This window comes from Microbispora sp. CA-135349, from assembly GCF_050947365.1.
Taxonomy (GTDB): Bacteria; Actinomycetota; Actinomycetes; order Streptosporangiales; family Streptosporangiaceae; genus Microbispora.
Genome location: NZ_CP192001.1, coordinates 6,006,604 through 6,020,208 on the forward strand (window position 1 = coordinate 6,006,604; position 13,605 = coordinate 6,020,208).

Annotated in this window: 13 protein-coding genes and 2 pseudogenes; 7 read left to right on the plus strand and 8 right to left on the minus strand. The window is 72.7% G+C overall.

Translation table 11 applies throughout. The features are described from left to right. Nucleotides 1–2: 2 nt before the first annotated feature. The 3 genes from ACQPZZ_RS27570 to ACQPZZ_RS27580 all read right to left on the minus strand — a co-directional run bounded on the left by ACQPZZ_RS27570 (nucleotide 3) and on the right by ACQPZZ_RS27580 (nucleotide 2,020). Nucleotides 3–497, minus strand: a complete 495-nt coding sequence (locus ACQPZZ_RS27570) for a sigma factor (RefSeq protein WP_432923778.1) — start codon at nucleotides 495–497, stop codon at nucleotides 3–5. A 134-nt stretch (nucleotides 498–631) separates the two neighbouring features. Then, a complete protein-coding gene (locus tag ACQPZZ_RS27575) occupies nucleotides 632–1,321 on the minus strand; it encodes a DUF1707 SHOCT-like domain-containing protein (protein WP_432923780.1) in 690 nt (229 codons plus the stop codon). 186 nt (nucleotides 1,322–1,507) lie between these two features. After that, entirely contained in the window at nucleotides 1,508–2,020 is a 513-nt protein-coding gene (locus ACQPZZ_RS27580; protein WP_432923782.1) for a hypothetical protein, read from the minus strand. A gap of 246 nt (nucleotides 2,021–2,266) precedes the next feature. Between ACQPZZ_RS27580 and ACQPZZ_RS27585 the strand changes: the two genes are divergently transcribed. Continuing rightward, a complete protein-coding gene (locus ACQPZZ_RS27585) occupies nucleotides 2,267–3,775 on the plus strand; it encodes an ankyrin repeat domain-containing protein (RefSeq protein WP_432923784.1) in 1,509 nt (502 codons plus the stop codon). 179 nt (nucleotides 3,776–3,954) lie between these two features. Here the strand turns inward: ACQPZZ_RS27585 and ACQPZZ_RS27590 are convergent. The 3 genes and pseudogenes from ACQPZZ_RS27590 to ACQPZZ_RS27600 form a co-directional block, all read right to left on the minus strand. Beyond that, nucleotides 3,955–4,302, minus strand: a pseudogene (locus tag ACQPZZ_RS27590) (RNA-guided endonuclease InsQ/TnpB family protein); the annotation flags it as partial. A 168-nt stretch (nucleotides 4,303–4,470) separates the two neighbouring features. Then, nucleotides 4,471–4,515, minus strand: a pseudogene (locus ACQPZZ_RS27595) (helix-turn-helix domain-containing protein); the annotation flags it as partial. Further along, nucleotides 4,512–4,568, minus strand: a complete 57-nt coding sequence (locus ACQPZZ_RS27600; RefSeq protein ID WP_432934569.1) for a helix-turn-helix domain-containing protein — start codon at nucleotides 4,566–4,568, stop codon at nucleotides 4,512–4,514. The pseudogene ACQPZZ_RS27595 and the gene ACQPZZ_RS27600, both read right to left, overlap by 4 nt. A 156-nt stretch (nucleotides 4,569–4,724) precedes the next feature. Between ACQPZZ_RS27600 and ACQPZZ_RS27605 the strand changes: the two genes are divergently transcribed. The 5 genes from ACQPZZ_RS27605 to ACQPZZ_RS27625 all read left to right on the plus strand — a co-directional run bounded on the left by ACQPZZ_RS27605 (nucleotide 4,725) and on the right by ACQPZZ_RS27625 (nucleotide 10,584). After that, nucleotides 4,725–6,335, plus strand: coding sequence for an isovaleryl-CoA dehydrogenase (locus tag ACQPZZ_RS27605; RefSeq protein ID WP_432923786.1), 1,611 nt, complete (start codon nucleotides 4,725–4,727; stop codon nucleotides 6,333–6,335). 88 nt (nucleotides 6,336–6,423) lie between these two features. Continuing rightward, the gene (locus ACQPZZ_RS27610) at nucleotides 6,424–6,852 is read left to right on the plus strand and encodes an OsmC family protein (protein WP_363638703.1); all 429 of its coding nucleotides are present in this window, start codon (nucleotides 6,424–6,426) and stop codon (nucleotides 6,850–6,852) included. A gap of 114 nt (nucleotides 6,853–6,966) precedes the next feature. Further along, the gene (gene glgX / locus ACQPZZ_RS27615; RefSeq protein WP_432923788.1) at nucleotides 6,967–9,084 is read left to right on the plus strand and encodes a glycogen debranching protein GlgX; all 2,118 of its coding nucleotides are present in this window, start codon (nucleotides 6,967–6,969) and stop codon (nucleotides 9,082–9,084) included. A gap of 214 nt (nucleotides 9,085–9,298) precedes the next feature. Continuing rightward, nucleotides 9,299–10,279: an AzlC family ABC transporter permease gene (locus ACQPZZ_RS27620; protein ID WP_432923790.1), complete on the plus strand. Its 981-nt coding sequence runs from the start codon at nucleotides 9,299–9,301 to the stop codon at nucleotides 10,277–10,279. Next, nucleotides 10,276–10,584, plus strand: a complete 309-nt coding sequence (locus ACQPZZ_RS27625; protein WP_432934571.1) for an AzlD domain-containing protein — start codon at nucleotides 10,276–10,278, stop codon at nucleotides 10,582–10,584. Before ACQPZZ_RS27620 ends, ACQPZZ_RS27625 begins: the two co-directional genes overlap by 4 nt. 92 nt (nucleotides 10,585–10,676) lie before the next feature. On the opposite strand, the gene ACQPZZ_RS27630 is transcribed toward ACQPZZ_RS27625, so the two are convergent. Together ACQPZZ_RS27630 and ACQPZZ_RS27635 are read right to left on the minus strand one after the other, a co-directional pair. Then, nucleotides 10,677–11,786 (minus strand): ATP-dependent DNA ligase, encoded by a 1,110-nt coding sequence (locus ACQPZZ_RS27630; protein WP_432923792.1) that lies wholly within the window; start codon nucleotides 11,784–11,786, stop codon nucleotides 10,677–10,679. After that, a complete protein-coding gene (locus tag ACQPZZ_RS27635) occupies nucleotides 11,770–12,507 on the minus strand; it encodes a pyrimidine reductase family protein (protein WP_432923794.1) in 738 nt (245 codons plus the stop codon). The genes ACQPZZ_RS27630 and ACQPZZ_RS27635 overlap by 17 nt, the downstream gene beginning before the upstream one ends. A gap of 188 nt (nucleotides 12,508–12,695) precedes the next feature. Here ACQPZZ_RS27635 and ACQPZZ_RS27640 point away from each other — a divergent pair, with 188 nt between their 5' ends. After that, the gene (locus ACQPZZ_RS27640) at nucleotides 12,696–13,508 is read left to right on the plus strand and encodes an SAM-dependent methyltransferase (RefSeq protein ID WP_432923796.1); all 813 of its coding nucleotides are present in this window, start codon (nucleotides 12,696–12,698) and stop codon (nucleotides 13,506–13,508) included. Nucleotides 13,509–13,605: the final 97 nt, after the last annotated feature.

Below are 13,605 nucleotides of genomic sequence, written 5' to 3' on the forward strand. Positions count from 1 at the left end.
CCTCACCGCTCCCGGAGGATCCCCACGGCCCGTTCCGGGACCGGACGCCGCGCCGCCGGCACCACCGGGAGACGCGGGACCCCGCGGTGTACCGCTCGCGGGGGGACAGCGACGGGCCGGCCGTCGCGGCGGCGGCGTACCGGCCGTCGCCGGGCGCGGTCGTGACCGTGCGCGGCGCGGTCGCCACCATCACCGTGGCGGCCAGGCCGGCGGGCAGCACCGCCCCCGCGGCGCCGCGGCGGCGCCGGCAGCACGTCGGCCGGCTGCTCGCCCCGCCAGCGCCTGCGCCACCAGGAGGCGTGGGTGTTGGCCAGGATGCGGTAGACGTACGGGTCGGGGTTCTCGCCGACCCTGCGCCAGGCCAGCCACGCCTTCGCCGGCGCCGTCTGGAGCAGGTCCTCGGCCGTGGCCCAGTCGCGGCAGAACAGGTAGGCCGTTCGCAGCAGACGGTCCGAGCGCTGTTCCACGTAGCGCTCGAAGTCGGCCCGGTCGCGCATGTGCGGCCCCCCGGTTCTCGGTGATCCCTTGGTCAGCGGTCACCGATGACTACGCCCCGGGAGCGCCCCCGCGTTGCCTCGTACGGCCACCCGGCTCACAGCCGGCCGTTGCGGGCGGAATCAGTGCGGCCGGATCAGTGCAGGCCGTGGCGGCGGCGGTCGGGAATCTCGTGTCCCCCGAAGCCCGGGTGCCGGCGGCGCTCCTGCCACCATTCGCTCCAGGCGAACCACCCGCGCTTGATCGGCGCGGCCCGGGAGTCACCGATGATCTTCACATCGCCCATCAGCACGTACGCCGTGACCTTGACGACGGGGGCGGACTGGCCGCGGGGCGCCTCGACCACCTGGACCTTCTTGTCCCCCATGATCGTGACGCCGGAGAGCTCGACGTCCACGCCGTCCGGCACGATGATCTTGACGTCGCCCATCACGCACGTGGCGACGATGTCCACCTCACGCCCGCGCACCTCGGCCTGCCGCAGGTCGAGAACCACGTCGCCCATCACGCAGACCGCGCCGATGCCGTCGTCGATCCGCCATGTGCCGGTCCTCTTGGCGTCGCCCATCACCGCCACGATCCACTTCCGCATCCTGCCTCGCGGGGCGGCCGGCGCCACGGGAGCGGAGGCGGGCGCGGGTGACGACCCCGGCAGGTCGGCGGTGATCTGGGCGAGCTCGCCGTGGGTCTGCGCCAGATAGGCGGCCTCGGTCCGCTCGGTCAGTTCCGCGAGGGTCAGCCGCCCCTCCGCGGACGCCACGCGCAGCCGTTCCACCACGGCCTCGCGTTCGGCGTCGGATGCCCGCATACCACCCGGATCATTCACGCCCTTCACCGTATCCCGGCCGGCCGCGATCCCCCTCCTCCCTGCGAACGATCCTCTGACACGGTCCCTGCGTCGCCCGGGCGGCTGGCCGTGATCGCATGCCTGACCACGAGGGCCTCCATGACGGTGGCCGGTCCGCGTGGTGGCGGCCCGTCACCGGCCGGCCGCGCATCACGGGGCGGCGATTCATCGACGCCAATGGCCGTCCCGGCACACGTACGTCCTGCCGTTGCCGGCTACGCCGACAGCACCGGGATCGCCGCAGAACCCGCCCGGGCGGACTCCGTGGACGGCCTTCGAATCGGCCGGACCCGTGTCGTGATGTTCCCTGCGCGGGGTGTGGCGCACGGTGTGGCGCGGAGTGTGGCGCGGAGTGTGGCGCGGCTTGCGCCTGGGGGCGGGCGGGTCCTGCGACTCGTCGGGCTCATCGCCGGCCTGGTCCGCCTCGGCCATGGTGGGGACACCGGTGGGGGCGCCGGCGGGTGCGCCGATGCCGTTGCCACCGCGATCGGGCGGCGACTCCCCCGAGGACGGTTCAGGGGAGAACCAGGTGCGGCCCGGGGCAGGCGCAGACTGGTTGTCGCGGGCGGAGGCGCCGCACCCGTACACGATCGTGGCGAGCAGGACGAGAGCGGCGACGACGGCGCAGCCGAGTCCGCCCGTCGTGCTGCCGGCAGGGGGCCTGGAGGCTGATGTCACTCACCCAAAGTGACGACATGAATACGCTTACGCAACCGAAACGGGCCAAGAAGCAAGAGAGGCCTCCCTACTCTCCATGATCTCCGAGTCGAGAAGCCGGAGCGCGGGTTCTCTCCCGGCGCGGCGGTGCCACCACCGCCCTTCCCCCGGGCGCCGCGGCCGGTGCGGGCCCTCCTCGCCGCCCGATGCGCCGTCGCATCGCTCCCTGGGGACGAGGCCCGGAAGGGGCTGTGTGAGCATGGAAGCGTGACCCGCAGCAGGTTGCTGGAGGCTATAGCGGGAGGGGACGTCGCTCGGGTGGCGACGATGCTGCGCCCGGACACCGCCGTGAACCCCGCTCAGGGGACCACGCCGCTCTACCGGGCGGCCGTGGGCGGGCACCACGACATCGTCAGGCTGCTCCTGGAGTACGGCGCCGACCCCGACCTGCCGAGCGGGGGGCACGAGGAGGGCCTTCCGCTCTGCGCGGCGGCGTGCTGGAACCACGCCGAGACGGTGCAGGCGCTGCTCGACGGCGGCGCCGACCCCGACGCGGCGGAGGAGGGCGGCTGGACGGCCCTGCTGTGGGCCGCGGCCAACGGCAACCTGGAGTCGGCCGACATCCTGCTCGACGCCGGGGCCGATCCCGGCCGGGCCGACGACGACGGCGACACCCCGCTGACGCTGGCCACGATCTTCGGGGCTTACGGGATCGTGTGGTCCCTGCTCGAGCACGGCGCCGACCCGTCCGCGCCCGGCTGGGACGGCGCGACCCCGCTGGAGATCGCCACGCGGCTGGCGGCGGTGGATCTCGAAGCCCTGATACGCGAGGAGGTCTCCGCGCGGGTGGAGGGCGAGCACACCGTGCTGACCGCGCACAGCTCCGCCCCGGACGGCACCCGGCGGGTGACGGTCGAGGCGCGCGGTGCCGACCGCGCGTATTCGATCACCCGCCAGCACGGGCACGCCGCCATCGCGACGGCTCTGGAGACGGCTCTCGGCCTGAGGCCGCCCGCCGACGCGCTGCTCACGCGCGTGCTGCCCTATCGCGAGCTGGACGAGGACGACGAGACGTGGTGGGCGGCCGTCCACGCGCTCCAGTCGCGCCACGACGAGGAGACGTTCCTCTCGCTGGCCCGGCTGTGCGAGAGCGACGACCCGGTCAGGCGGGAGTTCGGTGCCGACGTGCTCGCGGAATTCGGCGAGGAGACAGGGTTCGGGAAGGAGACGGGCTTCGGCCGGGACGCGGGGCGCGACCCCTACCACGACCGCACTCTGGAGCTCCTGCGCGACATGGCCCAGCACGAGAGCGAGCCCGCGGTCGTCGAGGCGCTGCTGCACGCGTTCGGCCACCGGGCCGACGAGCGGGCGCTCCCCGAGGTGCTGCGCATCGTCGGCGCCCCCGGCCGGGAACCCACCGTCCACGACCCCGTCGCGCTCGCCGCGGTCCTGCCGCCCGACGACGAGGACGGCCTGACCGCGCTGATCCGGCTGAGCGAGTGCGCCGCCGACGAGGTGCGCGACTGGGCGACGATGGGCATCGCGGGCCTGCCCGCCGACACCCCCCGAATCAGGGACGCACTGGTCACCCGGCTCGCGGACCGCGATCTGACGACGGTGGCCGAGGCCGCGCGGGGCCTGGCCGGGCGCGGGGACCGGCGCGCGATCGAGGGCGTCCACCGGGTGCTGTGCGAGGCGGGCGCCGATCAGGACTACGCTCGCGACCTCGCCCTGGAGGCGGCCCACGAGCTCGGTCTGGAGATCTCGGGTGCCTGACGCGGAGGTGGCGGGACTACCGGCCGTGTGTCACTCCCTGAACCGCCGGTCCCGCGGGGTGAGCCCGGGTGTTCATCCCGGCGGCCCGGGATGCTGAGATGGAGTCCCGGCCTCTGACGGACTCGGCATCGAGGAGTCCGGCATCACCGACAGGAGGACCCATTGACTTCCTCCCCCGCCTAAAGGCGGGGGATTCCCGCCCTCACGGGCTGGGCTTCCTGCTTCACAGCCGACCGCCGAAGGGAGGACCCTTGCGGACTTACATCAGCTCCGCAGGCGGACACCGCTCGACCAGCGGCCAGGATGTTCTTGGCGGCATTCACGTCCCGGTCGTGCCGGGTGCCGCAGGACGGGCACTGCCACGTCCGAGTGCCGAGCGAGAGGTGAGCGAGCAGGTGCCCGCACGCACTGCACGTCTTCGAGCTGGGATACCAGCGGTCGATCACGACCAGGGTCCGGCCGTACTTGGCGGTCCTGTACTCCAGTTGGCGACGGAACTCCCCCCACCCGCAGTCGGAGATCGCCCTGACGAACGCCGTGTGCTGGTGCCGCAATGCCTGCTGCAGCGGAACGCTGGAGACCTCGTACAGGAAGTCGTGGCCGCCGTCGCGTTTCAGCTCGGTCAGGTGCCGGTCGGTCTGCGCGTAGGAGGTCGTCACGCCGTCGGCGCGGTAGCGGGTGTGCCGCCACGCCAGGACCGTGTTCCAGACCAGGCGTACGCAGCCGAACGTGCGGTTCACACCGCGGCTTGGTCGGGGGTGGGGTAGACCCGCACCTTGTAGGCCGTACGCATGTTCGCATTTGTACAGAGGCTTTGCCTGACCGGTCAGCGAAAGGAGCAAATCATGAGCGCTTCCCGCTCTGGGTTGTCCCGGCTCCGCCGGGCCACCCCTTACGAGGTCCGGATTCCTCCCGGCCCCGAAGGACCGGGCTTCCTCCGGAGGTCTCGGTGACCCACGACGTGACCAACCAGGCGCCCCCGCTGACCGGCCACGACGTCTCGGCAGACCAGGCGCTGCTGGAGGGGCTCTCCAGGGAGGGGGCGGACTGGGCGACCGGGGAGCTGCGCCGGCTCGGCCTGCTGGCCGGTTCTGCGAAGGCCCAGGAGTGGGGGCGGCTGGCCAACGAGCACCCGCCCGTCCTGCGCACCCACGACCGGTACGGCAACAGGATCGACGAGGTGGAGTTCCACCCGGCATGGCACGAGCTCATGACCGTCGCGGTCGAGAGCGGCGTGCACGCCGCGCCCTGGACGTCGGCCCGGCCGGGGGCGCACGTCGCCAGGGCCGCCAAGTTCTTCACATGGTCCCAGGTCGAGGCCGGGCACGGCTGCCCGATCTCGATGACGTACGCCGCCGTGGCCGCGCTGCGGCACTCGCCGTCGCTGCGGGCGGAGTGGGAGCCGCTGCTGGCCTCCCGCACGTACGACTTCGGGCTGCGCCCGCCGCAGGACAAGCGCGGTGTGCTGGCCGGGATGGCCATGACCGAGAAGCAGGGCGGCTCCGACGTGCGGGCCAACACCACCAGGGCCGAACCGCTGGGCGACGGGAGTTTCGCGCTGACCGGGCACAAGTGGTTCAACTCGGCCCCGATGTGCGACGTGTTCCTGGTGCTGGCCCAGGCCCCAGGCGGCCTGTCGTGTTTCCTGCTCCCCCGCGTGCTGCCCGACGGCAGCCGCAACGCGATGCGCCTGATGCGGCTGAAGGACAAGCTCGGCAACCGGTCGAACGCCTCGGCCGAGGTCGAGTACGAGGGCGCCGTCGCCTTCCTCGTCGGCGAGGAGGGCCGGGGCGTCCGGACGATCATCGAGATGGTGAACATGACCCGGCTCGACTGCGTGATCGGCTCCGCCGCCGGCATGCGCTACGGGCTGACGCAGGCGCTCCACCACGCCCGCCACCGCACGGCGTTCGGCCGGACGCTGGCCGAGCAGCCGCTGATGCGCTCGGTGCTCGCCGACCTGGCGCTGGAGTCGGAGGCGGCGACCGCGCTCATGATGCGCCTGGCCGGGGCGACCGACCGGGCCATCCGGGGGGACGCGGCCGAGGGCCTGTTCCGGCGGGCCGCGCTCGCCGCCGGCAAATACTGGGTGTGCAAGCGGGCCCCGGTCCACGCGGCCGAGGCGCTGGAGTGCCTCGGCGGCAACGGCTACGTCGAGGAGTCGCAGATGCCCCGGCTGTTCCGGGAGTCGCCGCTCAACGGCATCTGGGAGGGCTCGGGCAACGTGGCCGCCCTCGACCTGATGCGGGTGCTGGCCAGGGAGCCCGAGGCGGTCGAGGCGTTCCTCGCCGAGGTGGCGTCGGCTCAGGACAGGCGGGTCGCCGACGCGGCGGAGCGGGTGCTGAAGACGCTCGCCTCGGCGGGAGAGGCCGACGCGCGCCGGGTGGCCGAGGAGATGACGCTGGTCCTGCAGGCGTCCCTGCTCGTACGGCACGCCCCCGCCGCGGTGGCCGACGCGTTCTGCGCCTCGCGCCTGTCCGGCGACTGGGGACGTGCCTTCGGCACGCTGCCCTCCGGCCTCGATCTGGAGGCGATCCTGGACCGCGCGGCGCCGGCGTGAGCCCACCGGCCATGCCGGTGGGCCCGGCGCACCGGCGGCGGCGTTAAGGTCACTGTGGATAGGCTTCGCTTACTGAAGGGATATCGCCATGGCGACCACTCGTACCGCGACGACGCAGTGGAAGGGCGCGCTGCTCGACGGTTCGGGCACCGTTTCGCTCGACTCCTCCGGGGTCGGCACCTTCGACGTCTCCTGGCCCTCCCGCGCCGAGGAGGCCAATGGCAAGACGAGCCCGGAGGAGCTGATCGCCGCCGCCCACTCCTCGTGCTTCTCGATGGCGCTGTCGAACGGCCTGGCCAAGGCCGGCACGCCGCCGCAGTCGCTGGAGACCCGGGCGGACGTGACCTTCCAGCCGGGTCAGGGCATCACCGGCATCGTGATCTCCGTTCGCGGGCAGGTGCCCGGCATCTCGGCCGAGGACTTCCAGCAGGCCGCCGAGACGGCCAAGGCGAACTGCCCGGTGAGCCAGGCGCTCGCCGGAACGACGATCAGCCTCAACGCCGAACTCGTCGGCTGAGTGCCAGCGGGAGCCCCCGCCGGACCCGATCCGGCGGGGGCTCCCCCGTGCCCGTGCGAGGTCGGGCGACCTCGCGGGTGCACGAATCGTCCCGGCAGTGGAGAATGAGGTTACATGCGCGAGGTTTGGCCTGGAGAGCCCTACCCGCTCGGCGCCGCCTGGGATGGTGTGGGCACCAACTTCTCGGTGTTCTCGGAGGTGGCCGAGCGGGTCGAGCTGTGCCTGTACGACGACAGGGGCGAAGAGACCCGCGTCGACCTGCCCGAGGTCGACGGGTTCGTCTGGCACGGGTACGTGCCGGGGATCATGCCCGGCCAGCGGTACGGTTTCCGCGTGCACGGGCCCTACCGGCCCGACCACGGGCACCGGTGCAATCCGTCCAAGCTGCTGCTCGACCCCTATGCCAAGGCGATCGAGGGCTCGGTGCGCTGGAACGACTCGCTGTTCTCGTATCACTTCGCCGACCCGGCCCGGCTGAACACTCAGGACTCCGCGCCGTACATGCCGAAGAACGTGGTCGTGAACCCGTTCTTCGAGTGGGGCAACGACCGGCCGCCCCGCACGCCGTACCACGAGACGGTGATCTACGAGGCGCACGTGCGCGGCCTGACCATGCGCCATCCCGCGGTCCCCGAGGAGCAGCGGGGCACCTACGCGGGGCTCGCGCACCCGGCCGTGCTCGACCATCTCCTGTCGATCGGCGTGACCGCGGTCGAGCTGATGCCCGTCCACCAGTTCGTGCCCGAGCACTTCCTGGTCGCCCGGGGGCTGACCAACTACTGGGGCTACAACACGATCGCCTACATGGCGCCGCACAACGCGTACGCCGGGTCCGGGCAGCGCGGCGAGCAGGTCCAGGAGTTCAAGGCGATGGTGCGCGCCCTGCACGAGGCGGGGATCGAGGTGATCCTCGACGTCGTCTACAACCACACCGCCGAGGGCGACCACATGGGCCCGACGCTCGGCTTCCGTGGCATCGACAACGTCGCCTACTACCGCCTGCGCGAGGAGGACCGCCGCTACTACCTCGACTACACCGGCTGCGGCAACTCGCTGAACGTCCGCTCGCCCCACGCGCTGCAGCTGATCATGGACTCGCTGCGCTACTGGGTGCTCGACATGCACGTGGACGGCTTCCGCTTCGACCTCGCCGCCGCGCTGGCGCGGGAACTGCACGACGTCGACCGGCTGAGCGCGTTCTTCGACCTCATCCAGCAGGACCCGGTGATCTCGCAGGTCAAGCTCATCGCCGAGCCGTGGGACGTCGGCCCCGGCGGCTACCAGGTCGGGAACTTCCCGCCGCTGTGGACCGAGTGGAACGGCAAGTACCGCGACTCCGTGCGGGACTTCTGGCGCGGGGCCTCCCAGACGCTGCCCGAGTTCGCCTCGCGCCTGGCCGGGTCGAGCGATCTCTACGCCAGCAGCGGCCGCCGCCCGGTCGCCTCGATCAACTTCGTGACCGCCCACGACGGGTTCACCCTCACCGATCTCGTGTCGTACGACCACAAGCACAACGAGGCCAACGGCGAGGGCAACCGCGACGGCACGGACGACAACCGCTCGTGGAACTGCGGCGCCGAGGGCCCGGTCGAGGACCCGGCGATCGTACGGCTGCGCCGGCGTCAGCGGCGCAACCTGCTCACCACGCTGTTCGTGTCGCAGGGCGTGCCGATGCTGCTGGCGGGCGACGAGTTCGGCCGCACCCAGCACGGCAACAACAACGCCTACTGCCAGGACAACGAGATCTCCTGGATCGACTGGTCGCTGGTCCGGCAGGAGGGCGATCTGCTCGAATTCGTCCGCCGCCTGGCCGCGTTACGGCGGGCGCATCCCGTCTTCCGGCGGCGCCGGTTCTTCCAGGGCCGCCCGGTCGGGGACGGCAGCAGGGACATCATCTGGCTCACGCCCTCGGGCGCGGAGATGACCGACGGCGACTGGCACACGGGCTACGCCAAGTCCCTGGCGGTGTACGTGAACGGCGAGGCGATCAGCGAGCCGGGCCCGCGTGGCGAGCGGATCAGCGACGAGACGTTCCTGCTGCTGATCAACGCGCACCACGAGAACCTGACGTTCGCCCTCCCAGGTCCGGAGCTGGGGGCCGCCTGGCGTCCCGTCCTCGACACCGCCGCCGAAGAGGTCCGCGACGACCCGTACGCCGAGGAGACCCTGCCCCCCGGGGCCAAGGTCTGTCTCGCCGACCGGTCCATGCGGATCCTGGTCTGCGCGGGCTGATCCGCACCGCCGCACAGGGACCGGCCACCCGGGCCCGCGTGGCTCCGCACGCCCGCGCGCGGGGGCGCACCGGCGGCCGGGGGGATCAAGGGCCTCGCGCTGTCGCGGCCGGGCGCGTGGTCCGGTGAGCCGCCCTGCCCGACGTGGCGGTGGGGACGAACGCGGCGCTGACCCATATAAGGGACTTTCCGCCCAGTTCGTTACCCTCAGGCGGGTGACCACGACACCAGTGCAGGCCGGCCTGCCGCCGAAGCCCCGGGCGGCGGTCGTGCGGGACGCCCTCGGGGTGGGCACGGCCGTCGGCCTGTCCGGCTTCGCGTTCGGCGTCACCTCGGCGGGCGCGGGGCTGACCGTCGTCCAGACGTGCGTGCTGTCGCTGTTCGTGTTCACGGGGGCGTCGCAGTTCGCGCTGGTGGGCGCGCTCGGCACCGGCGGGAATCCGCTCGCCGCCGCGGCCGGGGCGCTGCTGCTCGGCGTCCGCAACGCCTTCTACGGGCTGCGGCTGTCGCAGTTGCTCGGGCTCCCCGCAGCGGTCCGCCCGCTCGCCGCGCAGTGGGTGATCGACGAGACCTCCGCCGTGGCCCTGGCCCAGCCCGACCGGCGCCTCGCCCGGCTCGGGTTCACGGTCACCGGGGTCAGCCTGTACGCCGGATGGAACATCACGACGTTCCTCGGCGCGCTGGGCGCCTCCGCGCTGGGCGATCCGGCGGCCTGGGGCCTCGACGCCGCCGGCCCGGCCGTCTTCCTCGCCCTGCTCCTCCCCATGCTCCGGGCACGATCCTCCTCCGCGGCCTCCGCGGCGGCCTCGCCCGTGGCCTCCTCCATAACCTCCTCCGGGACCTCCTCCGCGTCTTCCGCCGCTCCTACGTCACCCTCCGCCGCCTCGGATCCTGCCGAGGGCGCGGCGTCCGCCGGCTCGGACATCGGCGGCGACGCGGCACCTTCGGGCGGCTCGAACCGCCACGGTGACGCGGCGCCCAGCCCATCTGCGCCGTCCGGCGTATCGGGGCCGGTCCGGGCCGCGGCCTTCCCGCGTCATGAGGCGGCGGTGGCGGTGCTGGCCGTCGTGCTGGCCCTCGCCGTCGTGCCCTTCGTTCCCGTGGGGGTGCCGGTGCTGGTGGCCGTGCTCGCCGCGCCCGCCGTGCTGGCCGCCTCACGGCTCCTCTCCCGCCGCTCGCCCCGAGGAGGACGCTGATGGTCTGGGTCGCGATCGTGGTCACCGCCGCCGGGTGCTACGCGGTGAAGCTGCTCGGACTGTCGGTGCCGGCGGCGGTGCTGGAGCGGCCGCTCGTGCGCAGGCTGGCCGCGCTGGTGCCGATCGCGGCGCTGGCCGCGCTGATCGCCCTGCAGACCTTCGCCGACGGCCGCACACTCGTCGTCGACGCCCGGGCCGCGGGGCTCGCGGCGGCGGCCGTCGCGCTGCTGCTGCGCGCGCCGTTCCTGGTGATCGTCGCGGTCGCCGTCGTCGTCACCGCCGTGGTCCGCGCGCTGACCGGCTGACGCGCGCCAGGACGCCCCCGCAGGATCGGAGCGGCGACCAGCACGGCGATCGGCGCGCGACGCCGGGGCACGCCGCCCGGCGGCCCGGCCGGTCAGCGGGCGAGGATCTTGTCGAGGTCGTAACTCACCGGGCGTTCGAGCTGCTCGTAGGTGCAGGACTCGGGGGTGCGGTCCGGGCGCCAGCGGCGGAACTGGGCGGTGTGGCGGAACCGGTCGCCCTCCATGTGGTCGTAGGCCACCTCGATCACCCGTTCCGGCCGCAGGGGGATGAACGACAGGTCCTTCTTGGCGTTCCACCGCGAGACGGCGCCGGGCAGGCGCTGGCCCTCGGCGCCGCCCGCCGCGACCTCGGCCCAGTGTCCCCACGGATGCTCGCTCAGGTCCTCCACCCGGTACGGCGCGAGCTCTTCGACGAGTTCCTCACGCCGCTTCATCGGAAACGACGCGGCGACGCCCACGTGGTGCAGGCGGCCGTCCGGCGAGTAGAGCCCGAGCAGCAGCGAGCCGACGACCGGCCCGGACTTGTGCTCGCGGTAGCCCGCCACCACGCAGTCGGCGGTCCGCTCGTGCTTGACCTTGAACATCACGCGCTTGTCCGGCGTGTACGGCTGGTCGCCCGGCTTGACGACGATGCCGTCCAGCCCGGCGCCCTCGAACGCGTCGAACCACCCGGCGGCCCGGCCCTCGTCCTGGGTGACCGGCGTGAGCCGTACGGACCGGCCCGCGCCCGCCAGCATCTCCTCCAGCCGGGACCTGCGCTCCGAGAACGGCGCCTCCATGAGGTCCTCCGTCCCGGTGGCGAGCAGATCGAAGGCGACGAAGGACGCGGGCGTGTTCTCGGCCAGCAGCCGCACCCGGGACTGCGCGGGGTGGACGCGCTGCTGCAGCGCGTCGAAGTCGAGCGACTGGCCCCTGATCAGCACGATCTCGCCGTCCACGACGCACTTGGGCGGCAGCTCCCGCCTGACGGCCTCGACCAGCTCGGGGAAGTAGCGCGTGAAGGGCCGCTCGTTCCTGCTGCCCAGGAAGACCTCGTCGCCGTCACGGAAGACGATGCAGCGGAAGCCGTCCCACTTCGGCTCGTAGTAGAGCGTGCCGTCCTGCTTCGGCAGCCCCTTGACGGCCTTTGCGAGCATCGGCGCGATGGGCGGCACGACCGGCAGATCCAGGTCGGGGATCTGCGGCTCAACCGGAAGCTTCATCCTGCGCCTCCCTGATGTATCGGCAGAAGAGGAAGCCGTCCTCTTCGAGCACCTGGGCGAGGGTCAGCGGCGTGCGCGATGCGACGCCGTCCAGTATGCGCGCGGCGTCGCCGCCGATCAGCAGCGGGCTCACGGTCAGCGCCAGCTCGTCGACCAGGCCGGCGGCGGCCAGCTGCGCGTTCACCCGGGGGCCGCCCTCGCACAGGACGCGGCCGAGCCCCCGGTCGCGCAGCTCGCTCACGGCCGTCGCGAAATCCACCCGTTCGTCACCCGCGACGATCACCTCGGCCCTGCCCGCCGCCTCCTCGCGGCGCTCCTTCGGCGCCGACTCCGTCGTGATCACTATCGTCCGGGCGTACGGCTCGGCCTCGGTGAACAGCGGAGCGTCCAGGTCGAGGTCGAGGCGGCGGGTGACCACGGCGATGGGCGGCGCCGGGGGCCTGCCCTCCCGCAGCGCCCGCCACGACTCGCGCGGGCGGGCCGGGCGGTATCCCTCCGTGCGGACGGTGGCGGCCCCGGCCAGCACGACGTCGGCCAGGCCGCGCAGCAGTCCGAAGATCCGCTTGTCGGCGCGGCCGGACAGGCCCTCCGAATGGCCGTCGGCCCACGCCGCGCCGTCGGCGCTGGCCACCATGTTGAGGCGCAGCCAGTGGTCGCGCGGGTAGGCGTAGGCGGCGGGGATGTCCGGCTCGACCTCGGCGTAGGGGTGGATGCGGCGCACGTCTCCTACAGTGGCACACCCCACCGACAAGGCCGCCCGCGACGCCCCGCCCTCCCTTCCCCACTCCCTTCCCGCGGCCCGTTCGGCGGGGACCGCCCGTCCGACTTCGGCGGTTCGTCTCATTCGCCGGACGGCTCGGCGCTCCCGGTGGCATGATGATCAACAAACGGGGACGGGAGGCACAAGGCATGACCGAGTACGGCGAGGTACCACAGGGCGTCGATCCGAACACTCCGAGCATCGCGCGAATGTACGACTACTTCCTGGGCGGGAAGGACAACTTCAAGGCCGACCGCGAGGCCGCGAAGAAGATGATCTCCCTCGTGCCGAACGTGCGTGAGTTCGCCCGGGCCAACCGCGAGTTCCTCGGGCGCATCGTCCGGTTTCTCGCCCAGCAGGGGATCGACCAGTTCCTCGACGTCGGCGCCGGGCTGCCGACCCAGCAGAACGTGCATCAGGTCGCCCAGGCCGTGGCCCCGCAGGCCCGGGTCGCCTACGTGGACAACGACCCGATCGTGCTGGTTCACGGCCGCGCCCTGCTCGCCGACAGTCCCGGCACCATCGTCGTCCAGGGCGACATCAACGCCCCGGAGGCGATTCTCGGCGACGCGGACCTGCGGGCGCACCTCGACCTGTCCCGGCCGATCGCCGTGCTGATGCTCTCGGTCCTCAATGTCGTGCCGGACGACGCCAAGGCGGAGGCCATCGTCGCGACGTTCCGCGCGGCCATGGCGCCCGGCAGCTATCTGGTCATCTCCCACGGCTACACCGGCCAGGTCGGCAGCCGGACCGACCGGGAGGTGCGGGAGGTGTACCGCCGGTCGAGCGCGGGGTCGTCCAAGCCGCGCGACCACGCGCAGATCGCCGCCTACTTCGACGGGCTGGAGCTGCTCGAACCCGGAATCGTGCCGGTGGCCGCCTGGCGGCCGGAGCAGGAATGGGAGGCCGAGGTCGACCTCAGCCGCCCGAACATCCTCGCCGCGGTCGGACGCGTCCCCTGAACCGGTCCTTGCCGACACGGCGTGAAATTCGCGTCCCGGCGGCTTTCTCGTTCTAGTCTTTCCGCCCGTCGGACAGGCGTTGGATCCGGGCGAGATT

Coding starts and splice junctions, on each gene's coding strand:
- ACQPZZ_RS27570 (WP_432923778.1), bottom strand. CDS start 497: ATGCGCGACCGGGCCGACTTCGAGCGCTACGTGGAACAGCGCTCGGAC.
- ACQPZZ_RS27610 (WP_363638703.1), top strand. CDS start 6,424: ATGGCGACCACTCGTACCGCGACGACGCAGTGGAAGGGCGCGCTGCTC.
- glgX (WP_432923788.1), top strand. CDS start 6,967: ATGCGCGAGGTTTGGCCTGGAGAGCCCTACCCGCTCGGCGCCGCCTGG.
- ACQPZZ_RS27630 (WP_432923792.1), bottom strand. CDS start 11,786: ATGAAGCTTCCGGTTGAGCCGCAGATCCCCGACCTGGATCTGCCGGTC.
- ACQPZZ_RS27640 (WP_432923796.1), top strand. CDS start 12,696: ATGACCGAGTACGGCGAGGTACCACAGGGCGTCGATCCGAACACTCCG.